Source organism: Pantoea sp. Lij88, from assembly GCF_030062155.1.
GTDB lineage: Bacteria > Pseudomonadota > Gammaproteobacteria > Enterobacterales > Enterobacteriaceae > Pantoea.
In genome coordinates this window covers 2,123,191-2,147,110 of the sequence record NZ_CP118269.1, presented here as the reverse complement: position 1 = coordinate 2,147,110, position 23,920 = coordinate 2,123,191, and the positions used below count along the sequence as shown (strand labels likewise).

Annotated in this window: 19 protein-coding genes; 10 read left to right on the top strand and 9 right to left on the bottom strand. The window is 58.6% G+C overall.

The features are described 5' to 3' along the window. Positions 1 to 180: 180 nt before the first annotated feature. Together PU624_RS13780 and manA are read right to left on the bottom strand one after the other, a co-directional pair. Positions 181 to 1,680: a YdgA family protein gene (locus PU624_RS13780; protein ID WP_283545446.1), complete on the bottom strand. Its 1,500-nt coding sequence runs from the start codon at positions 1,678 to 1,680 to the stop codon at positions 181 to 183. A 132-nt stretch (positions 1,681 to 1,812) separates the two neighbouring features. Then, positions 1,813 to 2,988, bottom strand: a complete 1,176-nt coding sequence (gene manA / locus PU624_RS13775) for a mannose-6-phosphate isomerase (RefSeq protein WP_283545445.1) — start codon at positions 2,986 to 2,988, stop codon at positions 1,813 to 1,815. A gap of 196 nt (positions 2,989 to 3,184) precedes the next feature. Between manA and fumC the strand changes: the two genes are divergently transcribed. Then, positions 3,185 to 4,582 (top strand): class II fumarate hydratase, encoded by a 1,398-nt coding sequence (fumC, locus tag PU624_RS13770; protein WP_283545444.1) that lies wholly within the window; start codon positions 3,185 to 3,187, stop codon positions 4,580 to 4,582. Positions 4,583 to 4,626: 44 nt separating this feature from the next. Here fumC and tus read toward each other — a convergent pair whose 3' ends face one another. Next, entirely contained in the window at positions 4,627 to 5,556 is a 930-nt protein-coding gene (gene tus / locus PU624_RS13765) for a DNA replication terminus site-binding protein (protein WP_283545443.1), read from the bottom strand. A 202-nt stretch (positions 5,557 to 5,758) separates the two neighbouring features. Between tus and PU624_RS13760 the strand changes: the two genes are divergently transcribed. The 3 genes from PU624_RS13760 to PU624_RS13750 all read left to right on the top strand — a co-directional run bounded on the left by PU624_RS13760 (position 5,759) and on the right by PU624_RS13750 (position 8,243). Then, complete coding sequence (locus PU624_RS13760) at positions 5,759 to 6,943, top strand: MFS transporter (protein WP_283545442.1); 1,185 nt, start codon at positions 5,759 to 5,761, stop codon at positions 6,941 to 6,943. A 204-nt stretch (positions 6,944 to 7,147) separates the two neighbouring features. Continuing rightward, the gene (locus PU624_RS13755) at positions 7,148 to 7,642 is read left to right on the top strand and encodes an RrF2 family transcriptional regulator (RefSeq protein WP_283545441.1); all 495 of its coding nucleotides are present in this window, start codon (positions 7,148 to 7,150) and stop codon (positions 7,640 to 7,642) included. 175 nt (positions 7,643 to 7,817) lie between these two features. After that, a complete protein-coding gene (locus tag PU624_RS13750; protein WP_283545440.1) occupies positions 7,818 to 8,243 on the top strand; it encodes a type II toxin-antitoxin system HicB family antitoxin in 426 nt (141 codons plus the stop codon). Between the two features lie 89 nt (positions 8,244 to 8,332). Here the strand turns inward: PU624_RS13750 and oqxB are convergent, their stop codons facing one another. Both oqxB and PU624_RS13740 read right to left on the bottom strand, forming a co-directional pair. Beyond that, a complete protein-coding gene (gene oqxB / locus PU624_RS13745; RefSeq protein WP_283545439.1) occupies positions 8,333 to 11,485 on the bottom strand; it encodes a multidrug efflux RND transporter permease subunit OqxB in 3,153 nt (1,050 codons plus the stop codon). Between the two features lie 12 nt (positions 11,486 to 11,497). After that, a complete protein-coding gene (locus PU624_RS13740) occupies positions 11,498 to 12,652 on the bottom strand; it encodes an efflux RND transporter periplasmic adaptor subunit (protein ID WP_283545438.1) in 1,155 nt (384 codons plus the stop codon). A gap of 302 nt (positions 12,653 to 12,954) precedes the next feature. Between PU624_RS13740 and PU624_RS13735 the strand changes: the two genes are divergently transcribed. The 3 genes from PU624_RS13735 (at position 12,955) to PU624_RS13725 (ending at position 14,083) form a co-directional block, all read left to right on the top strand. After that, positions 12,955 to 13,296, top strand: a complete 342-nt coding sequence (locus PU624_RS13735) for a helix-turn-helix domain-containing protein (protein ID WP_003853463.1) — start codon at positions 12,955 to 12,957, stop codon at positions 13,294 to 13,296. An 86-nt stretch (positions 13,297 to 13,382) separates the two neighbouring features. Further along, on the top strand, positions 13,383 to 13,817 hold the full coding sequence (locus PU624_RS13730) for a ribonuclease domain-containing protein (RefSeq protein WP_283545437.1): 435 nt from the start codon (positions 13,383 to 13,385) through the stop codon (positions 13,815 to 13,817). A gap of 2 nt (positions 13,818 to 13,819) precedes the next feature. After that, a complete protein-coding gene (locus PU624_RS13725; RefSeq protein ID WP_283545436.1) occupies positions 13,820 to 14,083 on the top strand; it encodes a barstar family protein in 264 nt (87 codons plus the stop codon). On the opposite strand, the gene PU624_RS13720 is transcribed toward PU624_RS13725, so the two are convergent. From PU624_RS13720 to PU624_RS13705, 4 genes are all read right to left on the bottom strand, one after another. Next, entirely contained in the window at positions 14,080 to 16,446 is a 2,367-nt protein-coding gene (locus PU624_RS13720) for a virulence factor SrfC family protein (RefSeq protein ID WP_283545435.1), read from the bottom strand. The two genes, PU624_RS13725 and PU624_RS13720, sit on opposite strands and share 4 nt — an antisense overlap. Continuing rightward, positions 16,443 to 19,406: a virulence factor SrfB gene (locus PU624_RS13715; protein ID WP_283545434.1), complete on the bottom strand. Its 2,964-nt coding sequence runs from the start codon at positions 19,404 to 19,406 to the stop codon at positions 16,443 to 16,445. Before PU624_RS13715 ends, PU624_RS13720 begins: the two co-directional genes overlap by 4 nt. A 2-nt stretch (positions 19,407 to 19,408) precedes the next feature. Continuing rightward, the gene (locus tag PU624_RS13710; RefSeq protein ID WP_283545433.1) at positions 19,409 to 20,803 is read right to left on the bottom strand and encodes an SrfA family protein; all 1,395 of its coding nucleotides are present in this window, start codon (positions 20,801 to 20,803) and stop codon (positions 19,409 to 19,411) included. A 171-nt stretch (positions 20,804 to 20,974) separates the two neighbouring features. Continuing rightward, a complete protein-coding gene (locus PU624_RS13705; protein WP_283545432.1) occupies positions 20,975 to 22,147 on the bottom strand; it encodes a benzoate/H(+) symporter BenE family transporter in 1,173 nt (390 codons plus the stop codon). Between the two features lie 120 nt (positions 22,148 to 22,267). On the opposite strand from PU624_RS13705, the gene PU624_RS13700 reads away from it, so the two are divergent. From PU624_RS13700 to PU624_RS13690, 3 genes are all read left to right on the top strand, one after another. Next, entirely contained in the window at positions 22,268 to 22,825 is a 558-nt protein-coding gene (locus tag PU624_RS13700) for a helix-turn-helix domain-containing protein (protein WP_283545431.1), read from the top strand. A 66-nt stretch (positions 22,826 to 22,891) separates the two neighbouring features. Next, complete coding sequence (locus tag PU624_RS13695; RefSeq protein ID WP_283545430.1) at positions 22,892 to 23,317, top strand: MarR family winged helix-turn-helix transcriptional regulator; 426 nt, start codon at positions 22,892 to 22,894, stop codon at positions 23,315 to 23,317. Between the two features lie 15 nt (positions 23,318 to 23,332). After that, positions 23,333 to 23,893, top strand: a complete 561-nt coding sequence (locus PU624_RS13690; RefSeq protein ID WP_283545429.1) for an isochorismatase family protein — start codon at positions 23,333 to 23,335, stop codon at positions 23,891 to 23,893. The last annotated feature ends 27 nt before the right edge of the window (positions 23,894 to 23,920 follow it).

Sequence of the window (23,920 nt, the reverse complement as noted above, 5' to 3'; positions counted from 1 at the left end):
GCTCAGTTGTCGGTGAAGTGCAGAGCATTATAAAAATATCTTGCGCAACAGCGCCAGCTATTTGCGCAACAGCCGCGCCGGATGCTGCTTAATTACCCATAACCGGCGCGCAAACGCATTTCGGCGGCTGTCAGGCATAAAAAAGGCGACCCGGAGGTCGCCTTCACGGGAAGACAGCGTTTACTGCGGCATGCCTTCGCTGGTCGGCATACCCAGCATGTAGCGGGACAGGAACTGCTCCAGCGTCATCTTGTCGCCGTTCATGTTCACCTGACCGTTGGTGTACTGCAGGCTGGTAACGATGTTGTTATCCTGCTGCTGAGTCAGGCGGAACATCTGACCCATCGCCGCCAGACCTTTCACCTGCTGATCCGCCAGCTTCTGCGCATCGTTGGCCTGATAACCTTCAGCCAGACCCACTTTATGCATCGTTTCTGTCGCCATCGGCATATTGATGACCAGCTTGCTGTCCAGGCTCTTCAGAACCCGATCAACCATGGCGCTGAGAGTCTGGGGTTCGCCGGTTACGGCAGACGGATCGTTGAAGCTGGCGGTCAGATTAAAGGTGCTTTCACCTTTATCATTCTTCCAGCTCAGCGGGGCGATGCTGATGGATGGCGAGCCTTTCAGCAGCATTGGCAGGTTGCTCACCAGAATCTGATGCACGCCCGCCTGATAGCGGATAGGGTCTTCCGCGACGCCTGGCTGGCTCAGGAGTTCCTGCATCTGCGCGTTGTAACGATCGGAGAAGGCTTTCACCGCCTGCGCGTCAAACTGGGAGAGCTTCATCTTCAGCGCGGCCTGACCAAAGTCCTGCTTCTGCAGCTGAACGCCTTCAACCTTGTAGTCGATATCGCCGCCAATTTTACCGGCGCTGTTATCGAAAGAGGAGGTGCCTTTCATCTTATTCAGCGTCAGCGCGTCCTGACCATTGATGCTGGCGTTAACCTTCTCAATATTCACTGACTGGTCGCCGATACGCACGCCTTCCGGGCTGAGGTGCGTGTTACCGCTCAGCTTCAGACCATTGATGGTGAAGAGGACCGGCTGGCCCATCTCATTTTTACTGGTCAGCGCGAGGCTATCAACGTCACTGTCCAGCGACACTTTATCGCCTTTATTATCTGCGCTGACGTTGAAGGTGCCGCCATTGGTGGCCAGACGTTCACCGGTTTGCGCATTCTGATAATCCACAGGCAGGATGCGCAGCGCCGTATCGGTGGCACCGCTGTAGCCGATGCGGGTATCTGCATTAATCAGCGACTTGTTGCCGGTCAGCTCAAACAGCTTCTTCACCGCATCGGTGTTAGCCAGTTCGGTATGCACCGACGCCATGCTCGGGATCAGATTGAAATGCTTCAGCTGGGCAAACGGGAAAGGACCATGATCGATGGTCTCGTTCAGGATGATGCTCTGACCCGGCTTCAGCAGCGGATTATCTTCCGTCTGCGAGTTAGCCTGAACCACCAGATTCACTTTGCTGCTGAACACGCCGCGCTGATAGTCCTGATAGCTGATCTTCAGTCGGCTGTTAGGGGCATAAGCATTCAGCTGTGCATTGGCGTTCTGCATCAGCTGGTCCCTGTGGCTTTCAATCTGCTTGCCGGTGAACCATGCCGCGCCCGTCCAGACAACGCCCAGTGCGATGATCACACCTACGGCAACATTGGTCTTTTTCATTGCTGATTCGTCCTTATCCTTGAGTCCGCTTATGCCGCGGGTTTGCCCCAGCGACCGAAGAAAAACGCCCGCAGGCGTTTAAAAGCTAATAGGTTGAAATAATAGCAGTTAACAGGCATTCCGTCAGCCGCTTCACCCTAAGTCGTTAAATACCCGCGCCAGCCGGCCCGTACCGGCGACAGTGACCGGTGATTCGCTGGCCGCAATAAAGCAGGATTCGCCAGGTTTCAGCGTCACCTGCTGCTCGCCTTTGGCGATCACCGCCTGGCCTTCGATACAGAACAGCAGGGCGGCGCTCTGCTGGGCCAGCGACTGCGGTTCGGCGTTCAGGCTATGAATGGCAAAGGCAAAGTCTTCGACCGGAATCGGGAAGCGCAGCGCATTGCCCTGTTGCTCAGGTTCGGTCAGCAGCGCACTGGCAGGCTTTTCATCAAACTTCAGGTTAGCCATCAGCTCGGCGATATCGATATATTTCGGGGTCAGCCCGGCCCGCAACACGTTATCGGAATTTGCCATCACCTCCAGCGCCACGCCTTTCAGATAGGCGTGCGGGGTTTCCGCGTAGAGGAACATCGCTTCACCGGGTTGCAGGGTGATCACATTCAGCAGCAGCGGTGAAAACAGACCGCTATCGTCTGGATATTCAGCCGCAATCATGCGGATGGTTTCCCACGGTTCGCCCTGTTGCACATCAAGCGCGGATTTCAGTACGCCCAGCGCCAGCGATTTCGGCTCGCCCTCCAGTGACAGCAGTGTAGAGAACAGCGCGGCCAGCGTCTCCTGATTGGGGTGCTGCAGAAAATGGGCAATCTGCGGGTGTGCACCCGCGACCGGCTCCAGCAGTGAAACCATCTGCGTCAGCGTGCGAAAGCCATTCATCGCCTGGAAGGCGGTCAGCGCATAGACCAGCTCCGGCTTGTGGTTGGCATCTTTATAGTTGCGCTCTGCTGCACTTAACGGAATACCGGCGGCATTCTCACGGGCAAAACCCACTTCAGCGGCGCGTTTGCTGGGATGTACCTGAATCGACAGCGGCTGATCGGCACACAACACTTTGAACAGGAAGGGAAGTTCACCAAAACGCTGCGCGACTGGATCGCCCAGCATGGCAGCAGGCGCGGCATCAATCACCTCGCGCAAAGAACGCTCGCTGCCCTGATCCATCACGGTGGAAGGGCTTTTCGGATGTGCGCCCATCCAGAGTTCCGCCATTGGCACTCCCTCCGGATTCGCAATCCCATAAAGCTCAGTCAACGCAGTTTTGCTGCCCCACGCGTAATTTTGCAGCGAATTGTTCATTTTTTGCATCGTATAACCCTTTATCACGGGAAATTATTGCGGCTATTAAAGCAGAAACTGCCAGTAAAAATACATATCCAGCGCAAAAGGACGCTAAGCTCTGATAATGTTAAATTATTGTGTATTACTATCCTGACCGCCCGACAGCTGAATGCAACGACCCTGGCGGTCATTCTTTTAAAAACAAGGTGAAGGAGACGTATTCATGGCAGGCAACCGCATTGAGAAAGATTCAATGGGCCCCATTGACGTACCGGCAGACAAACTGTGGGGCGCGCAGACGCAGCGCTCACTGGAACACTTCCGTATCTCAACCGAAAAAATGCCGACCGCGCTGGTGCATGCGCTGGCGCTGACCAAGCGCGCTGCGGCCAGCGTGAACCGCGATCTGGGACTGCTGCCCGCTGACCGAGCCGATGCGATTGTCAGCGCGGCGGATGAGGTGCTGGCGGACAAACATGCAGATGAATTCCCGCTGGCGATCTGGCAGACCGGCTCCGGCACCCAGACCAACATGAACATGAATGAAGTGCTGGCGAACCGCGCGAGTGAAATCCTCGGCGGAGAGCGCGGCATGTCGCGCCTGGTCCATCCCAACGATGATGTCAACAAGAGTCAGAGTTCGAACGATGTCTTCCCCACGGCGATGCACGTTGCCGCCGTCATCGCCCTGCGCGAACAGCTGATCCCACAGATCCAGGTACTGAAAAAGACGCTGAGCCAGAAGTCTGAGGCCTTTAAAGATATCGTCAAAATTGGCCGTACTCACCTGCAGGATGCGACGCCGCTGACGCTGGGCCAGGAGATTTCCGGCTGGGTGGCGATGCTGGAGCACAACCTGAAGCATATCGAACAGAGCATTCCGCACGTGGCCGAGCTGGCGCTGGGCGGAACCGCGGTGGGCACCGGCCTGAACACGCATCCGGAATATGCGGTGCGCGTAGCGAAGGCGCTGGCCGATCTCACACAGCAGCCGTTTGTCACCGCGCCCAACAAATTTGAGGCGCTGGCCACCTGTGATGCGCTGGTGCATGCGCATGGCGCGCTGAAAGGGCTGGCCGCATCACTGATGAAGATCGCGAACGACGTGCGCTGGCTCTCGTCCGGCCCGCGCTGCGGCATCGGTGAAATCGCTATCCCGGAAAATGAACCAGGCAGCTCCATCATGCCGGGCAAAGTGAATCCAACCCAGTGCGAAGCGATGACGATGCTCTGCTGCCAGGTGATGGGTAATGACGTGGCGATCAATATGGGCGGCGCGTCCGGTAACTTTGAGCTGAACGTCTTCCGTCCGATGGTGATCCATAACTTCCTGCAATCGATTCGCCTGCTGGCGGATGGCATGGACAGCTTTAATCACCACTGTGCGGTTGGTATTGAGCCGGTGCGCGAGCGCATCGATCAACTGCTCAACGAATCGCTGATGCTGGTGACGGCGCTGAATACCCATATTGGCTATGACAAAGCGGCAGAAATTGCCAAGAAGGCACATAAAGAGGGGCTGACGCTGAAAGGCTCGGCGCTGAAACTGGGTTATCTCACTGAAGAAGAGTTTGATGCCTGGGTCCGTCCGGAAGAGATGGTCGGCAGCATGAAGTCGTAAGGTTTAAGATGAGTCAGAGGCCAGCGCATGCTGGCCTTTTTTATTCAGAGGGGGCAATCGACCCACAGATGCAGTCGGGGTATCAGCAGATTCAGCGGTTCAGCGGCGGGTTTATGACGATGCGTGATGTTATCGGCATCGTAATTAAGCAATTCGCCCAGCACCGGAACCTGAGTGCGATCGCGACAGATCACCAGAATCGGCGAAGGGCAGGCCAGCTGGGTCTGCTTTTGTTCATCCGCGCGCCAGACGCGAGCCACCGGCTGGACTTTCACCGGACGCTTGATTTTCAGCCGTGCCGAGGCGGGCAGGGCGCGCACGCTTGCCAGCTCCTCCTGCACTTTTTCCGCCCACTGTTCGCGTGACCAGGGTGCCTTTGCACGTCCCGACTTCAGGCTTTTTTCCAGCTGAGCGATCACCTCTTCGCGCTTGAGATTTTTAATGATGTGCTTGTTAGCCCAGCCGAAACGCAGGCTGTCCGGAGCGCTGAGCAGGGTGATCGTGCGATAGGCATTCAGGGTAATCAGGCCGCGTAAATGCTGGTGGACGAACTCAAAACGCGCTTCGCTCGGCAGGCCCGAGTCCACCGTGATCAGCTGCTCCAGCCGGGCTTTCAGCTGGTTGATGAGGTCGACCAGCGAGCCGATCTCCGCTTCCCGCTGCGCATCGCATTCAATACAGAGCGCGCCTGGTAAGCGAACGGCAGCCTTGGTGCTGAGCTGTTCGGACTGATGCTGCATAAACAGGCGGCAGTAGTGGTCGAGTGCCATCTTCAATGCGCTCTCGCCGAGATGCTGCTCAACGGCAATCTGAGTAATCGCTTCATGTTCGCGGCCTTTCACCACCGGCGGCAGGCTGAAGACGCGGGCGATCAGCAAAGGCTGCGCCTCAATCTGCTGACGCAACTCGCCCAGCGCCTGTTCCAGGTCGTTTACACACTGATGCATATCAGCCACTAAGTCGTAGCGCGTCATATTGTGCCTCCATAGTTACAACGTCCACAATGTGGCAGAAGCCCGGCGAGGATGCAAGCACCACATAGTTACAACATACTTTTAGTCGTTCCGCTAAAAACGTGCGGTCTGCCGGGTCATCCAGCGAAAAGAGCGCCACGCATTTTGGCTTATCGCAGAACATGTTATAAAAACGGTTCGCCTGCTAATGAAGAGATCGTCTGTGAATCACAACAACAAACCCGGCATTGCCGCCATTTTCATCCTGGGCTGGATACAGATCCTGTCATGGGGCGGATCGTTCTATCTGATGGCGGTGATGGCGAATCCGATTGCGGCTGAGACAGGCTGGTCACAGCAATGGATTTATGGCGCGCTCTCAACCGGGATTCTGGTGTCTGGCCTGTTGTCACCGCTGGCGGGCAGGATTATCGCCCGAACCGGTGGCCGCCTGCTGCTGGCGCTGAGTGGCGTTGTGATGGCGGTGGGGCTGGTGATGATGGCGTACAGCTACTCGCTGCCGCTGTTTCTGTTCGCCTGGGTGATCATCGGCATTGGGATGGCGATGGGGCTTTATGATGCCCTGTTTGCCACGCTCGGCACGTGCTATGGCGGTCAGGCGCGTTCCGCGATCACCAGTATTACGCTGATATCGGGCTTTTGCACCACGCTGGTCTGGCCCGGAACGGCACTGTTAATTCACGGATTCGGCTGGCGGGATGCGTCACTGATTATTGCCGCAATGATGGTGGTCTGCGTGCTGCCCGCGTATCTGTTTGCCTTACCAGCAAGTCACACCAGGCGGCCTGTTAAACAAAGGATTAAGCAGCCTGCCACGGCAGAGATCGAACCTGCGCTGTTCTGGCTGCTGTGTGCCATCTTTACCCTGGCGTCGGTGATCATGACGGCGATTTCCGTGCAGCTTATCGCCCTGTTGCAGGCCACAGGCCATACGCTGACTTCGGCGCTGGCAATCAGCGCCGTCATGGGCCCGTGTCAGGTGGGTGCCCGTATCGTCGATATCGTCTTTAAACGCAGTCATCCGATTCGTACCACCTTTTTCTCCGTCGGGCTGGTCGCGCTGGGCCTGCTATTGCTGGCTCTTTTTCCGCAGATGGCGTTGCTGAGCATGGTGCTGTATGGCGCAGGAAATGGCTTACGTGCCATCGTGCGCGGAACTTTACCGCTGGCGATGGTCAAACCAGAGTCATACGCAATTGTGGTGGGTAAAATGGCCCGCCCGGCACTAATGGGACAGGCACTGACACCGCTTATTGGTGGATATGTGTTTGAAAGGATGGGCGCCCCGGCGACGCTGTGGTTGCTTTGCGCCTTAGCAATCTTTAACGTGGTACTGGTTATGGCGTTAAAACAGCGATTACCGCCAACAGCGGCCACCACGGTATAACGGTACGCCTCCTGTTACGCAGTGTGAGGGCAGTTAGCAGGCTGAGCACCTTGTGCTATCGGGCCTCCGCCTTTGGTGAATACGTGCCTTGTCGCTGCCGGTTTGCTTCAAAAAAGCAACAGTGTTTGTTATATTTATTGCTCATTGATTGTTCACTTATGCGGCAATAAAACAATAAGATCCACCGCAACTCAGGATAAAGAAATGCTTGATTACCGCTTCCCGACAGCTTTGCAAATGGTTCTGAGCGTAGCGATGGCGGAGCAAATGGGTAAACGCTCTACCAGCGCGATTCTGGCCTACGGGCTTGAAGCGAATCCCAGTTTCATTCGAAAATTAATGGTCCCGCTGACCCGTGACGGCATTATCGTCTCTACGCTGGGCCGAACCGGTTCGATTCATCTGGGCCGTCCTGCGGCGGATATCACCCTGCGGGATATCTATGTCTCAGTGATCGAAGACAAAAAGATCTGGGCCGCACGCCCTGACGTAGCGCCGCGCTGTCTGGTCAGTGCCAACCTCTGCTGGTACTTCAAATCGATAGCCGATGAAGCCGAGCAGGCGTCGCTGGATGTGCTGGCAAAACGCACCGTGGCAGACGCGCTTAACGAGCTGAAGAAACGCGATACCAGCAACTGCACCGCCATACCGGAACCTGAACCCGAAGAGAGTGAAGAACTCTGCAAAAAAAGCCGCTGATGTGCGGCTTTTTTTATGCCTGCAGATCAGTAACGCCCTGCCTCAAATCCGCCATGACTCATTACCTATCTTTCTGACTTTGGTCATCATTTTTGAACCACGATAAGAACTAAGATACGCGCAGAAAATTTTACAAAGGATCCAGGCCTGTGAGACCGATCAGAGAGGTAAACCTGTGTTTAATTATGCCGTCAGCTTAACTCATGACGCCAAAACCGATACCTATGAGGTCTCGTGTCGTGATTTGCCGTTACTGCATTCCGTCGGCGCCACCGCTGAGGAAGCACTGTCAGAAGCCGAAGATGGACTGGTGACGGCTATCTCTCTTGAGATGGATACCTGTCGTCCGATTCCGATCGCCAGTAAACCGCTGGAAGGTGAATACATTGTCTCCGTCCCTGTGTTGGTGGCGATGAAAACGGCACTTTATAACGCAATGATTGAAACCGGCACACGTAAAGTCGATCTGGCACGCCAGCTGGGCGTGAATGGCCCACAGGTTGATCGACTGCTGGATGTTGAGCACTCATCGAAAGTTGAAAAAGTGGAACTGGCGCTGGCGCAGCTGGGACGAAAAGCCCGGATTGAGATTCGCACCTGATTATCTGTCCGCAATCAGAATGGCGGCGGGGTTAGTTATCAGACAAAAAAAGGGGCGATCACATGATCGCCCCTGTTAACGTTTACGGTTTACGCGGTCACTGACTCCGCATTTCCTGACCGGCGCGTCACCAGCTTGCGCAGGGCAACATAGAACACCGGCGTCAGGAACAGGCCGAACAGCGTCACGCCAAGCATACCGGAGAAGACCGTAATACCGGTTACGCCGCGCACTTCTGCACCCGCGCCTTCACCCAGAATCAACGGTATGGTACCGGCGATAAAGGCGATGGAGGTCATCACAATCGGGCGCAGACGCAGGCGACACGCTTCCAGCGCCGCTTCCACAATCCCTTTGCCCTGAATCTCCAGCTCACGGGCGAACTCGACGATAAGAATCGCGTTCTTACAGGCCAGCCCCATCAGCACGACCAGTCCGACCTGCACGAAGACGTTATTGTCACCGCCGGTCAGCCAGACGCCAAACAGCGCAGAGAGCATCGTCATTGGCACAATCAGGATCACCGCCAGCGGCAGCGTCCAGCTTTCATACAGCGCGGCCAGCACCAGGAACGCGAGCAGAACCGCCATCGGGAAGACAATCAGCGCGGTATTGCCCTGGGTTGACTGCTGATAGCTCAGATCCGTCCACTCGATGTTCATGCCGTTCGGCAACAGATGACCGGACATCGCTTCCAGCTGGCTCATCGCCTGCGCCGAAGAGAGCACGCGCGGATCGGCATCGCCAATCAAATCCGCTGCCGGATAGCCGTTATAGCGAATCACCGGGTCGGGACCATAGGTGGTAGTGATGTTCACCATGCTGCCAATCGGCACCATCTCACCGCGATCGTTACGGGTACGCAGGTTAGCAATATCTTCGACGCTGTCGCGGAAATCCCCATCCGCCTGCGCCATCACCCGCCAGGTGCGGCCAAACCGGTTAAAGTCATTCACATACGACGAGCCGAGATAGGTCTGCAGCGTGCTGAACAGCGCGGTCAGCGACACGCCTTGTGCCTTGGCTTTATCCCGGTCAACCTTCACATCAAGCTGCGGAACGTTGGCCTGATAGGAGGAGATAGGGAAGTGCATGCCTGGCGTCTGCATGATGCTGCCTGACAGCGTATTAATCGCCGTCTGCAATGCGCCATAGCCCAGACCGGCACGGTCCTGCACATAGAGCGAATAGCCCGAGCCCTGACCCAGCCCCAGAATCGGCGGTGGCATAATCGAGAAGCCAAAGCCCTGCTGGATTTGCGCGATCTTCGCATTGATTTCAGCGTTGATCTCCGCCGCCGTATGTTTGCGCTCATTAAACGGCTTCAGACCAAAGAACACCGTGCCGCTGTTCGGCGTATTGGTGAACTGCAGCGCATTCAGGCCGGGGAACGCCACCGCATAGGCGACGCCTTCGGTCTGCATACCGATTTCGCTCATCTTACGAATCACTTCATCGGTGCGCGCCAGTGAGGAGCCTTCCGGCATCTTCACGCCGCCAATCAGATAGAGCTTATCCTGAGTCGGGATAAAGCCACCCGGGACGGTGTGGAACATAAATCCGGCACCGGCCAGCAGCAGCAGATAGACACCAAACACCGCGCCACGGCGACGCAGCGTGCGGCCAACCAGCGACTCATAGCCATGCGCACTGCGCTGGAAGAAGCGGTTAAACGGACGGAACAGCCAGCCGAACAGGGCATCAATGATCCGCGTCAGCCGATCTTTCGGCGCGTCATGACCTTTCAGCAGCATCGCCGCCAGCGCGGGGGAGAGCGTCAGCGAGTTAATGGCCGAGATCACCGTGGAGATCGCGATAGTGGTGGCGAACTGCTTGTAGAACTGCCCGGTCACACCCGACAGAAACGCCATCGGCACAAACACCGCACACAGCACCAGTGCAATGGCGATAATCGGTCCGGAGACCTCACGCATCGCCTGATGCGCTGCAGCGCGCGGTGACAGTCCCATCTCGATGTTACGTTCGACGTTCTCCACCACCACAATGGCGTCATCCACCACGATACCGATCGCCAGCACCAGCCCGAACAGGCTCAGAGTGTTCAGCGAGAAGCCGAGCAGATAGAGCACGCTGAAGGTACCAACAATTGACACCGGCACCGCCAGCAGCGGAATGATCGAGGCGCGCCAGGTCTGCAGGAAAAGAATCACGACCAGCACCACCAGGATCACCGCTTCGAGCAGGGTCTGAACCACGGCCTTAATCGAGTCGCGAACAAATACCGTTGGATCGTAAGGTGCGGCCCATTTCACATCATCAGGGAAGCGGGTGGCCAGCTCATCCATTTTGGCGCGCACCGCATTGGAGAGATCGATGGCGTTAGCACCAGGTGCCTGGAAGATACCGATACCGACCGCATCTTTGTTATTCAGCTGCGAGCGCAGGGCATAGCTGCCTGAACCCATCTCAATCCGCGCCACATCACGCAGGCGCACCAGCGAACCATCTTCTGAGGTTTTCAGGATGATATCGCCGAACTCCTGCTCGCTCTCCAGTCGTCCCTGGGTGTTGATCGACAGCAGAAAATCGCTCTGCTTCTTCAGCGGCTCGGCACCCAGCTGACCGGCAGAAACCTGCACGTTCTGCTCCTGCATCGCCGTCACCACGTCAGAGGCGGTCAGGCCACGCGCCGCCACTTTGTTGGGATCAAGCCAGACGCGCATCGCATATTCGCCTGCGCCGAAAATCTGGATCTGACCGACACCCGGCAGACGAGCCAGCTCGTCTTTTACCTTCAGCGTGGCGTAGTTACGCAGGTAGAGCGAATCGTAGGTATTGTTCGGTGAGAACATGTGGACGACCAGCGTCAGGGTCGGCGACATCTTCTGGGTGGTGACCCCCAGGCGACGCACATCCTCCGGCAGACGGGCTTCCGCCTGCGCCACGCGGTTCTGTACCTGAACCTGTGCCTGATCGGGATCGGTGCCCGGACGGAAGGTGACGGTGGTCACCAGCACGCCGTCCGAACCGGCCACTGACTTCATGTACATCATGTTTTCGACGCCGTTGATCGCCTCTTCCAGTGGCGTCGCCACGGAATCCGCAATCACTTTCGGGTTAGCGCCCGGATACTCAGCGCGTACCTGCACGCTGGGTGGCACCACGTCGGGATATTCACTGATCGGCAGCAGCGGGATGGAAATCACGCCGGTGACAAAAATCAGGATCGACAGCACCGCAGCAAAAATCGGCCGGTCGATAAAAAAGCGGGAAAAGTCCATAGCGGCCTCGAATTATTGAGCGGCTGCCGCACGCATGGCGACCTGCTGAGCAGTGACCGGCATGCCGGGCATAAATACTTTTTGCAGACCGGCGATGATCACCCTGTCACCGGATTGCAGACCCGACTTAACAATACGCAGGCCATCTATCATCGCGCCGGGCTGGATATCGCGCCGCTGTGCTTTGCCTTCGCCATCCACCACGTAGACATATTTGCGATCCTGGTCGGTTAATACCGCTTTATCATCAATCAGCACCGCCTCGAACTGCGCGCTGCCTGGCAGACGCACACGGGCAAACAGGCCAGGCGTGAACTGACGCTGTTGATTGTCGAGCAGGGCACGCATCCGAATGGTGCCAGTGCTGGCGGTCAGCTGGTTATCCAGGAAGTCGATTTTGCCCTGATGCGGGAAGCCCTGTTCGCCGACCAGCGCAATCTCCACCGGCAGCGCATGACGCTGCTGGCCCTGACGCGCCATCGCCTGATAGTTAAGGAAGGTATTCTCATCGACATCGAAATAGACATACATCTGCTGCTGCGATACCAGCGTGGTCAGCACACTGGCGCTGTCGCCGGCGGTCACCAGGTTACCGGCGGTAATCATCGCCCGGCTGGCGCGGCCATCAATCGGCGCGGTGACGCGGGTGAAATCGAGGTTCAGCTGGGCCATATCGACCGCGGCTTCTGCAGCCAGCACATCCGCCTGCGCCTGACTGGCGGCAGAGCGACGCTGTTCCCATGCCTCGCGGGAAATCGCCTGCGTGCCAATCAGCTTCTCGCTGCGGCCCGATTCGCTGCGGGCCAGACTGGCCTGACTGCGCGCACGTGCCAGTTCCGCTTTGGCCTGCTCCAGCGCCGCGCGGTAACTCCGGTCATCAATGGTAAACAGCACCTGACCTTTTTTGACTTCATCGCCTTCGCGATAGTTAACAGCGTCGATGTAGCCCGAGACGCGCGGACGCAGCTGCACGCTCTGCACCGCTTCAACCCGGCCATTGAAATTGTCCCACTGACTGACCGGCTTGATCAGCACGGGTGCGGCACTCACTTCAGGCGGTGGTGGCGGGGCGTTTTGCGCCACACCCTTGTCGCAGCCGCTCAGTTGAGTGATGAGCAGTACCATCCCTAAGAGGGTTAAACCCTGACGAACCCGGTTCGTGATCATTGTTGTTATTCCGCGATAGATATAAACAGACGGCCTGCAGGCCAATATTTGCAACTTTTAAGATTGCAATTAATCGCAGTGAGTGTAGGCTTGCGTGGCTGGCAACTGCAAGAATAACAGATACACTTTATGTGCGGTTTGGGGCGGGGTGATGAAGACCTGAACAAATCAGTAAAAACCACACAAATAGTGCGGCATTTAATGTACTAATAAAACTTGCATTAAATGGCATAGTCAGCCACCCTTAAGTGTAACTGCAACTGATACTAATACTTTTCGCCACGGCGACAGGAGAGACTGGAATGATGAGTGACGCCTTTATTCACGATTTAATCGACTGGATTGATAACAACATCGAAGCACGTCTGGATCTGGATACCGTTTCAGAGCGCGCGGGCTACTCCAAGTGGCACCTGCAGCGCATGTTCAAAGAGCACACCGGCTATCCACTGGGTGAATACATTCGCGTGAAGAAGCTGAAAAAATCAGCCGATCGTCTGACCACCACGGATGAGCCGATTCTCAATGTGGCGATCTCGTTAGGCTTTGACTCCCAGCAATCTTTTAACCGCAGCTTTAAACGTCAGTACGGTGTCGCGCCGGGTGCATGGCGTCGTCACAGCGGGGAATCGCACGCAGCATAACCTCGCCAGGGCCAGCATGTCTGGCCCGCGCTTTTCTCTGTGCGCAAAACTGGTATCATCTGCGTCCTGTTGTCTCGGATGCCATCATGTCAAAAAAACTCTGGATTGGACTTTTCCTCGTCCTCGCGGTCTGCTTCTACGGCCTGAAACCCTGGCTGAATACCGTTTCAGCTCCTGCTCAGGCAGATATCGCCAGCCTGACCGATGCCCATACCGTGGCGCGCTGGGTCCTGCAGCATCAGCAATTGCCGGATTACTACGTCACCAAAAGTGAGGCGCGTAAGCGTGGCTGGAATCCGGCCAAAGGCAACCTGTGCGACGTGCTGCCTGGCAAAGCCATCGGTGGCGATCGTTTTACCAACCGTGAAAAGCGTCTGCCCTCGCGGGCGGGCCGTCAGTGGTATGAAGCGGATGTGAATTATCGCTGTGGTCATCGCGACGCCGACCGCTTGGTTTACTCCACTGACGGGCTGGTGTTTCTCTCTACCGATCACTACCGCAGCTTCAGACAGGTGCCCTGAACATGCTTAATCTGACCTTTGACCTGCGCCAGCTCACCACGCGCGCGGCGTTTTATCAGCAGTTTGCCGATCAGAGCGGCTGCCCTGAGAGTTTCGGACATAATCTGGATGCGTTATGGGACTGGCTGACGGGTGGGATGGCACTGCCTGCCACGGTCTGGCTGCAGCACTATGCTGCGCATGGGGCGGATTTAGCGCCGGTGCTGGCGCTGCTGGAAGAGGCGGCGCAGTCGCTGGGGGGCGAACTGCGCCTGATCATCGATTAAGCGCGCAGTGGTTTGAGCAGCGCAACCAGCGCTTCGCGGGCCGCCAGCGGCAGATCGCCGCCGCCGGTGTAACCGTTGTTCTCAATGATCACCTGGTTCAGACCCACCAGCCAGTCGTAGATATAGTAGGCGGTGTGGTTAGCTGGTGCCGCAGAGAGTTTGGTCAGACGCTGACCGGCACTGAAGCTGACGCTGGGCGCCGGAGGACGTGAGAAAATCACCTGACCCCGGTTAACACGGCTGGGCGGACGTTCGGATTCAGGACGCTGTAAAAAGCCGAGCCAGGCCACAAAATCCCCCAGCACCGTCATCGCGCGCGTCACCTGACGATCGGCGCGGGATTCATGGCTGACGCTCTGTGTATCCGGCTCATGCAGCGCCTGCTGCAGTTTCTGCGCGATATCGGTGCGGAAACCGGCCGTGATCAACTCCTCAACCAGCCACTCCATCGTCGCTTTATCCACGTTCAGCAACGCCAGCAGGCTGCGGTTTTCCGGCAGCTGACGCAGATGATCCAGCCACAGCAGCAGCACCTGACGCGGGAACTGCTGGGCGCTCTGCAGGCTCTGACGCGGCTGAACCGGCGCTTCAGCCGGGCTTTCACTGAACAGGTCGAATTCAAACCCGATACCGAACTGATTTTCCGGAGCCTGAATGTTGGCCGGTTTGCTGCCCTGCAGTGCCGACTGATTAAGCCACAGCTGACGCAGCGCTTCACGCGGCGGCTGCAGACGCTCCAGCAGCTCGCCATGCAGGCCGGTGCGATGCTGTAAACACTTCAGCAGCGTATCGGCGATGTTCTGTTTGCGTGCCGCCTGTTCCGGGCTGGCACCCGCTTCGGTCCAGGGCAGCAGACGCCGCTCCACCACGGTGTGCTGAATCTGCGCCAGCTGAGCCAGCAGCATGTCGCGGCGGGCTTCCGGCTGCATCTCTTCCAGTAACCAGCTCGCCATGCGATCGACGCCTGCGCGATCCAGTGCCAGCATCGATCCCCAGTGCTGACCAGGTTGTCCCATCTGACGCTGCACCGCTTCATCCACATTGACCTGCTGATGGCGGGCATCGAACGGGGTAATCGCCCAGATCAGGCGCGGTTTCTCTGCCGATTCCTGAGCGGGCTGCTGACGCTGCCATTCGCGCAGCGTTTCGCTGGCGAGGTCAGCATCCTGACGGTGGCTGGCTGCGGTGCAGACCAGCAGCAGGTCAATTGCCTGACGCGCGGCATAGAAGCCGGGCAGCAGGGCGCGTTTCTGTTCCAGCAGCTTCGCACGCAGTGGATCCTGCTGCTGCAGACGCTGACGATCTTCCTGAGTGGCCGTATCAGCGGACTGGCCCGGCGCGGGCAGCTCCAGCATATCGGCATCATCATAAAGCGCGGTACGCGGTGTGGAGCTTAGCGGCACCAGCACTTCCAGCGTCAGCAGCGCCAGTAATCCCAGCGGGACGTTCTGCGTTTTGCCGATGCGGTTGCCGTTCAGCGGGCAGACTTCGACCAGCTGCTGCAGATCCTGTTCACTGGCTGGCACAATCAGCTGCTCAGCTGGCAGCAGTGACGCGTCGGTCAGCAGGCTCAGCGGGGCAAGCACGCGGGTGCTGTTACGCAGCTGGTGACGCAGATGCAGCAGGCTGCGCAGCATCTCATTCAGTTCGGGCTGACCCGACCACAGCAGTGAAAACAGCTGCACCCGGTCGTCAACACTCAGCCAGGGCGCCAGTTCAACCGCCTGCGGCCAGAAGTGACGATCGAGCCGCACATCGTGGTGCGGACGGCGACGGCTCCAGGACCAGAGCGTGACCAGCGCATCACCTTCCAGACCGGCCAGCGGCGTGGCAAGGCGATGACGCTGCAGGCGCTGCAGTGCGCTGTCGATCTGGGCGGTGTCGGGCGTGGTCTCGCCGGCACAGGCGACCATCAGCCGCACGATCTCCGCTTCGCTCAGCAGCGTCAGTTCAACCGGCCACTCGCCTGACAGCGGCTCGCGCTGATGGCTGAAGCGGGTCGCGGTAGCAAAATCGAGGTTGCCGGGATTGATATGCTGGAACCAGCTCAGCTGTTTATCGCCCATGCGGGTCACCAACTGACCCTGGGCATCGGCCACCATTTCGTTCAGCAGCCAGGCTTTGCCCGCCTGTGACTGACCAAACAGCGCCAGCGTCACCGGTCGTGCCACCTGCTGTGCCAGTGCCTGCGCCTGCACGCGCGCCTGGCGCAGTTGCAGCGTCAGGGTTTCGGCTTCCAGCGCCAGACGTGGCGACTGTTCGCGGGTGGTCTCAATCCACGTCAGGCTGTTATTCAGTGCGTCCTGCAACAGGCTCAGACGTTTTGCCAGCGTTTGTGGCTGACGGGGTTTCAAAGCTTTCATCGTTTACACACGCTCCCGCTGTCAATCCAGTATTGCGCATTGGCATTGCCGGTCGCCGACAGGGTATTCAGCTTCAGACTTAACTGCTCCAGTGGCACGCGGGTGCCATCATCCAGGCGCGCATCGCTCAGCACCAGGGTTTCCGGGCCAGCCGCATCAGGACCCGCTTTCACGGCCAGACGGATACGCAGCACGCTCTCACCGGCCACTTTACGCGCCAGCGTGGCGTCGTTCAGCGTCAGGCTGTAGAGCGGCGAGGCGGGCCAGCGATCGTTATCGAGCTGACGGAAACCCAGGCAGACGTTGCCGCGAATACGGAAACTGCTCTTTTTATCCAGCACATAGCCGGGATCGTCGAGGTCAATTTCGCTGTAGCAGAGGTTCTCGTCCGTCAGCGCCTGGTTTTCATCGAGCACGCCCAGGTAGCGAATCGTCGAGTAGGGTTCAAAGTCGCCCGCGCGGAACCAGAAGCTGCTGAGGCGCAGATCCAGCGCCAGCAGGCAGAGCATCGCGCCGACCGCCGCCGTGGATTTCGGGTTGTCGATGCGGCCATGCTTGTTAAACGGATACCAGTCGCTGGTGTGATAGCCTTCCAGCGACAGAATCCGGCTGCCCGGCAGCGGTTGCAGATGGCGCACCAGCGCCTGAATGCCAGGGAAGCGCGAAGGACGCCCGGTCAGCAGCAGCACGTCACACTGATAGAGCGACACCACTTCACACATTGAGCGCAGCGCCGGAATGATCGCCATGCGGTGCTGCATAAATTCGCCATGCAGCTGCGCCAGACTGACGACCAGCGGCACCTGCAGCAGGTCAAAGCGGCTGTTGCCGCCCAGCTCGCGCTGAATCTCGCCATTAACAAACGCCAGCACCGCCTCGCCGGGTGGCTGATCGACCAGCTCGCCAAACAGGGCATTAATTTCTGCGTGGCTCTCCAGCGGATCCCAGTTTTCGTAGCGCTCCAGCACCGCCTGCGCCAGCGGTATAAACAGCTGTAAGGTGACCTGCTGACGCAGTGTCGCCTGACCGTCCATGCGGCTGTCGTGACCAAACAGCTTGTTCATCAGCGGTTCTGCCAGCGTCAGACCCGCTTTCTGCAGATGCTGCTGCAGCGCCGGTAAAATCCACAGCTGAATCACATCCAGCAGGATGTCGTCGCCCGCCACTTTAAAGCCTTCGCGGAACAGCAGGCGCGGGGTGATTTTGACGTTGTTGCCCTGACCATCATCCAGACGATACTGGGTGATGGCGAGGTCGGTCGTGCCGCCGCCGATATCAATCGAGGCGATACGCAGGCTTTTGCCAGGCAGTTCGTCAGCCTCGCGCGGGCGATCCGGACGGGCCATGCTGCTGAAAAAGTCTTCGGCGCGACCGGCAAAGTTGACCTGGGTTTCGTTAAACAGCCAGACCATCTGACCACAGGTCGCTTCATCCCACTCCATCTGCACATCCGGCAGCGGTTTCGGGTTCTGGCGCGGCAGCGAAGGTGACAGGTCATCTTCGTCCGCCAGCCAGCCTTCCGCTTTCCAGACCAGCGCCAGCGCTTCCTGCATCCGGCGGCGGAAAATTTCGCGCTCCGGCTTCGGCATCGCTGACGGCAGCGTCAGAATCACATGGCGCAGCTGACGCGGCGCGTGGCTCTGCGGCATCCGCTGACGCTGTGCCGCACTGTTCATCTGCATCAGCGCCTGAGCCAGCAGCTCGCACAGCATGAAGGTCATCAGCGAACTGCGGCTGTAGTGCGGTGAGAAGACCGGCAGACGATCGTCAGGTGCCAGCGTAGAGAGCGGCTGGCCTTCGTCGTTCAGCAGGGTGGTGAAGGGCGCGGCATAGGCCAGCGGTTCAGCCTGATCGCCAGGGGTATTAAAACGCCAGCCTGGCTGATAGCGCGCTTCATCCCACAGATAACGGCGCGGGCTGGAGAGGCCGGTGCTGCCTTCCAGTCCCACACGCTGCAGGGCCAGACGGCTCGCTTCGCGTCCGACGCGCGTCAGAGAGGGCCACATAAAGGCCTGCTCACGACCGCTCTCCAGCGAGAAGTTGGCTTTGCCAAAACGGGTCTCGGCAAACTCCAGACGGCTATCAAACAGCTCGTTGTAAACCTGATGCGGCTCAGAGAGATCGCGCAGTTGCAGCTCATAGGTCTGCTTCAGGCCGTTGCTCTCTTCCGGATGATCTTCCACCAGCACGCCGCAGGTATGGGAGTTGCCGACATCCAGAATGATATCGACGTTGACCGCCGGGGTCTGCAGCGTGGCGGCCTGAATATGGATTTCGCTGAGGTCGAGCTGTTCGCCCAGCAGCTCCAGCAGATTGAGGTAGTGCGCCTGATACTCAAACTCGCGCAGCGCCTGATTAATCGCCTGTTCGCGGCGATCGGAAACGCGATCGGTAAAGGATTCGCGCAGCCAGCCGTCCACCCAGGTCAGGTCCAGAAACTCACCCAGCTCGTAGTTGTGCCAGGCGAGCGCAAAGGTCACGCCATTCTGCGCATCGGCAGCGCTGAGGCCGAGCTGTTCGCCGCCATCCTGCTCCGCCACGCAGCGGGTATCGAAGGCCAGGCTGACGCGATGGGTATTGCCCGCCGCATCGGGCGCGGGCAGGGCTACCAGACGCATACGCGCCCAGTTTTCAGGGCCGCCGATAAAACGGCGTCCGCTGGCGCAGCGCAGCATCGGCAACGGCAGCCAGCAGGCCGACAGCAGGGTCAGTGAATCCGCCAGGGCGATATCGGACTCCGGGCGCACCACTTCAGCGGCACCTCCATCTTCCGGGTAGAGCAGGAACTTGCCGCTGTTGCCATCGACCTTAAGGCGTAACAGTGGGCCGTTGGCAGTCTGGCGCACAAACTGGCGGCGCGCCGGGGTATCAGAGAGTTGCAGGCCAAAATCCAGAAACTGCACACCGCTGTTTTCAATCAGCGAAATTTTTTGTTTGTCATCGATCAGGGGAGCCAGCATCGTTATTTACTCTCACGCTTAATCGTCATCGGGAAGACCCGGTCATCAGCATACTGTGCTTCACACACGGCGGCGCCCATACTCGCATGGCAGACCAGCAGTGGCATACGGTAGCGCGAATTGTTCTGACATTTCGCCGTGTAGCGGCTCTCAATCACCAGGTTACCGGCACTGGTCATGGCGGCGCTGACATCGGCTTTACAGATGGTATTGCCCTGGGCGACCTGCACGGTGCCTTTGCCATTTTTAAACTGGAAACGCATCACCGGCGGTTTACCGGTTGGCGTCTGTATCTGGTCGATAGTGACACGCCAGCGGCCATCAATCACCTGCACCTGACCTTCACGCACGGCGTCCGGGGTCACGATCAGGTCATCGGCTTTCGCCGGAACCGGCGGCGTTACTACACTGGCAAGGGTAGCAGATGAAGCGGCAGGCGCGGCTTCGGTCGTACCAGCACTGGCTGGTTTCAGCGGCAGCGATTCGGGCTGTTTCTCAGTCGTTGCTGTCTCCGCAGGTGTCGTAGCGGACGGTGCAGCAGACTGTGTCGCCGCAACCGGTGCCTGAGTCGCCGCGGGTGCCGGGGTGGATACCGGCGCTGGGGTAGTTACCGGCTTCGTTGTGGCAACCGGTGTAACCACAGGTTCCGGTTTATGCAGCAGCACGGCTACCGTCACGGCAGCAGCAATCGCCACGGGGGGTAACAGATACCAGACGCGGAAACGGCGGCGGGCCGCCACTGGCGTGACCGGCTGTGGTTCAGCGGATGCCGCAACCGGCAGCAGTTCTGCAACAACTTCGGGTTCAGGTGTGGATTCAGGTTCGGGCTCAGCAATAACGACTGGCTCAGCGACCACTGGTGCAGCAGGCAGCTCAGGCAGCGGTTCAACCAGCGTAGCCGGCAGGTTCTCTTCCAGCGTGTCACGCAGGCAGGCCAGCGCGTCATCTCGACTGCGTGCCTGGGCATCGACAAAGCCCCAGAAGGTGATAACCGGTTTGCCATCAACCAGATAGACATACTGCTGGTCGGGGAATTGCAGCGTTTTGCTCAGCAGGGCACCAAACAGGCGCATCGACGGGTTCTCTGCCGCGCGCGCGCGCGTACTGAGCTCCTGCATATCCTGCTGACAGGCGGTGAGCTGTTGCAGCGCCGCGCGACGTTCATGATCGCTGGCGCCCAGCCAGGATTTCACCCGACCGCTAAAAGGGGCATACCAGTCGAGGCGATCGCCCCGTTCATTGGCCTGGGGAATCGCCAGGCAATCTGCCAGTGCGCCCTGACGGCGCAGGCGCAGGGTTTCACGAATTTGCAGTGCTGAGGCATAGACCGGCTGGCCATTTTCACCTAACGCCAGAACTGCATCTAAATTACCGCTGCGCAGAATAGTTTTTGCCACCTGTTGGGCCCTTATCGGTCGTTGTCTGAGGCAGAAAATCGCGTGTTATCGACGATTAGGTTGATTTTACGCGGGGCAATGACAAATCAAACGGCAGAAAAGGAGGTAAATCCAGTGTTTTTTTCATCGGCGGGTGGAAAAATAACCGATATTTCAGCAGGTATCACGCAATCAGGTGGTTTTACGCAGCAGCAGCAGGTGAGCCAGCACGCCGCCCACCAGTCCCCAGAAGGCAGGGCCAATACCCATCAGAGAAACGCCCGACGCGGTGAGCAGAAACGTGATCAGCGCGCTGTCGCGTTCGGCAGGCACATCGAGTGCGCGATGCAGGCTGCCGCCCAGCGTGGCAAGCAGTGCCAGACCCGCCAGCGCCTCAATCAGCACCGCAGGCAGGGCACTGAACAGCACGGCGATCAGCGCACCGGACGCGCCCGCCAGCAGATAGAACACCCCGGCCAGCACCGCCGCACGCCAGCGCTGCTGAGGATTAGCGTCAACCTCATCGCTCATGCAGATCGCCGCCGAAATCGCCGCTACGCAAACTGAAAAACCGCCAAACGGCGACAGCAGCAGGGCTGTGAAGCCGGTCCAGCTAATCAGTGACGAGACCGGCGGTCGGTAGCCGTGCGCGTGTAACGTCGCGATGCCGGGGGCATTCTGCGACGCCATTGTCACCATGAAATAGGGCACGCCAATTCCCAGCAGCGTCGTCAGGGTAAAATGCGGCATAACCGGTTCCGGCAGCGCCAGCATAATCGACTGCGGCGGAAAGTGGATGGCGTGCTGGGCCAGCGCGACGACAATCCCCACCAGTAGTGTCACCAGAATGGCATAGCGGGCCAGCCAGCGTCGGGCCAGCAGCCAGGCCAGACACATGCTGCCGCACAGCACAAAGTTGCTCTGCAAATCGGCAAAAGTCTGAAGCCCGAAGCGCAGCAGAATACCCGCCAGCATCGCCGCCGCCAGCGAGGCGGGAATGTGGTTCATCAGCCGGGCAAACAGGCCGGTCACGCCGCACACAACAATCAGCAGGTTGGCGAAAACAAAGACGCCCACCGCCTCATTCAGCGAAACGCCGTGAAAACTGGTGGCCAGCAGCGCGGCACCCGGCGTGGACCAGGCGGCCAGTACCGGCATGCGGTAGCGTAATGACAGACCCAGCGAGACGATCCCCTGCGCGAGACCCAGCACCGAGAGCCATCCGCCAATCTGCGCAGGTGTGGCGCCAGCCGCCTGAAACATCTGATAGATAATCGCGCCGCTGCTGCTGTAGCCCACCAGCACGGCAACGAAGCCGGAGACCAGCATCGGCAGGGTAAAACGGGACGGTTCTGCTCTCGTCATGATCGGACTCTCAGTGAAATTGTGCGTTATAGCGCACATGGTCGCATGATGCGCTATAACGCACAAGTGTTACACTATCGCCATAATGTCCCTCATCAGGACCTGAATTCAGGAGAAAAAATGGCGGATTTTCATCAACACCTGAGCGGCGCGCTCAGACAGTTGCGCCAGGCCAATGGCTGGAGCCTGACGCTGACGGCGGAGCGAACCGGCGTCAGTAAAGCAATGCTGGGGCAGATCGAGCGCGGCGAGTCGAGCCCCACTGTGGCGACGCTGTGGAAAATTGCCACTGGTTTCAACGTTCCCTTTTCGTTTTTTATCGACGGCAGCACGCTGCCTTCCGGCACAGCTTCAGGGTTCAGTCAGCCCAATGCCGAAATGTCGGTCCGATCGCTGCTGCCTTACGATCCGCAACTGCGCTTTGATCTGCTGGCGGTGGAGCTGGCAGCGGGCGCGCAGAGTCACTCGTCGCCGCATGAAGCAGGCTGCGTCGAGCAGGTGGTGGTGATCGAGGGTGAACTCCTGCTGGGCGTCGGGGATCTCTGGCGACGTCTGCTTACCGGAGACGCCTTTCAGTTCAGGGCCGACGTGCTGCACAGCTACCGTAACCCGCTCAGCACGCCGCTGCGTTTTCACAGCCTGATTCACTACCTGCAACGCCCGGACGTTACAAATTGATACTGCAGCAAACTACACAGTTTACCTTCGTATCTTTATACTTTCGCTTATCGATGGAGACGAGTAATGAGCGATCTGACTGAATCCGCTGCCCTGCTGCGCATGCTGGTGGGCAAGCTGGGCCGCAGGTTGCGCGAGTCGGCACCGCCTGGCGAACTCACCTGGTCGCAGGTCGCGGTGCTGGGCCATCTGGTGCGTGATGGGTCGATGACGGTCACGCAACTGGCCGCCGCCGAGGGCGTCCGCACTCAGTCAATGGGCGCGACCGTGGCCGGGCTGCTGGCGGCAGAACTGGTGACCGGCGAGCCTGATCCGCACGATGGCCGTAAAACCCGCTATCTGCCCACCGAATCGAGCCTCGCGGTGATTAACTCAAGTCGCGCGATGCGCGATGACTGGCTGGTCCGGACGCTTGAAGCGCGACTCAGCCCGGCAGAACAGCAGCAGCTGACAGACGTTCTCCCTCTGTTGCAACGACTCACTGACGATTAAACCCGAGGATTCAACATGGCTGTAACCACACTTGATGCAAAAACTGCGCTGATTGTTATCGACCTGCAACACGGTATTGTGGCGCTGCCGCTGGTTCATGAACCGCAGCCGGTGATCGAACGCTGTGCGAGTCTGGCAGAGGCGTTTCGCGCGCACGATTTGCCGGTCGTGCTGGTGAATGTGGCGGGTGGCGCACCGGGCCGTAACGAGCAGGCGCGTCACAGCGGCGAATTCCCTGCCGACTGGGCGACGCTGGTTCCGGCGATGACCCCGCAGCAGAATGATCTCACCATCACCAAGAAAACCTGGGGTGCGTTTCATGCCACGGCGCTGCACGATGAGCTGCAACAGCGCGGCGTTACTCAGGTGGTAATCTGCGGTATTGCGACCAGCATTGGCGTGGAGTCGACCGCGCGCCAGGCGTATGAGCTGGGTTACAACGTCACGCTGGCGACGGATGCGATGACCGATCTCAATATGGATACCCACAACAACAGCGTGAAATTGATCTTCCCGCGTCTGGGTGAAACCGGCAGCTGTGAGGAAATCCTGGCGCAGTTGAAATCACGCGCCTGATAAGCGTACAGAACCGGGCCACCGCAA

Coding starts and splice junctions, on each gene's coding strand:
- PU624_RS13720 (WP_283545435.1), bottom strand. CDS start 16,446: ATGAAAGCTTTGAAACCCCGTCAGCCACAAACGCTGGCAAAACGTCTG.
- PU624_RS13715 (WP_283545434.1), bottom strand. CDS start 19,406: ATGCTGGCTCCCCTGATCGATGACAAACAAAAAATTTCGCTGATTGAA.
- PU624_RS13690 (WP_283545429.1), top strand. CDS start 23,333: ATGGCTGTAACCACACTTGATGCAAAAACTGCGCTGATTGTTATCGAC.
- PU624_RS13755 (WP_283545441.1), top strand. CDS start 7,148: ATGCTTGATTACCGCTTCCCGACAGCTTTGCAAATGGTTCTGAGCGTA.
- PU624_RS13740 (WP_283545438.1), bottom strand. CDS start 12,652: ATGATCACGAACCGGGTTCGTCAGGGTTTAACCCTCTTAGGGATGGTA.
- PU624_RS13725 (WP_283545436.1), top strand. CDS start 13,820: ATGCTTAATCTGACCTTTGACCTGCGCCAGCTCACCACGCGCGCGGCG.
- PU624_RS13780 (WP_283545446.1), bottom strand. CDS start 1,680: ATGAAAAAGACCAATGTTGCCGTAGGTGTGATCATCGCACTGGGCGTT.
- tus (WP_283545443.1), bottom strand. CDS start 5,556: ATGACGCGCTACGACTTAGTGGCTGATATGCATCAGTGTGTAAACGAC.
- PU624_RS13695 (WP_283545430.1), top strand. CDS start 22,892: ATGAGCGATCTGACTGAATCCGCTGCCCTGCTGCGCATGCTGGTGGGC.
- PU624_RS13700 (WP_283545431.1), top strand. CDS start 22,268: ATGGCGGATTTTCATCAACACCTGAGCGGCGCGCTCAGACAGTTGCGC.
- PU624_RS13735 (WP_003853463.1), top strand. CDS start 12,955: ATGATGAGTGACGCCTTTATTCACGATTTAATCGACTGGATTGATAAC.
- PU624_RS13705 (WP_283545432.1), bottom strand. CDS start 22,147: ATGACGAGAGCAGAACCGTCCCGTTTTACCCTGCCGATGCTGGTCTCC.
- oqxB (WP_283545439.1), bottom strand. CDS start 11,485: ATGGACTTTTCCCGCTTTTTTATCGACCGGCCGATTTTTGCTGCGGTG.
- PU624_RS13730 (WP_283545437.1), top strand. CDS start 13,383: ATGTCAAAAAAACTCTGGATTGGACTTTTCCTCGTCCTCGCGGTCTGC.
- manA (WP_283545445.1), bottom strand. CDS start 2,988: ATGCAAAAAATGAACAATTCGCTGCAAAATTACGCGTGGGGCAGCAAA.
- fumC (WP_283545444.1), top strand. CDS start 3,185: ATGGCAGGCAACCGCATTGAGAAAGATTCAATGGGCCCCATTGACGTA.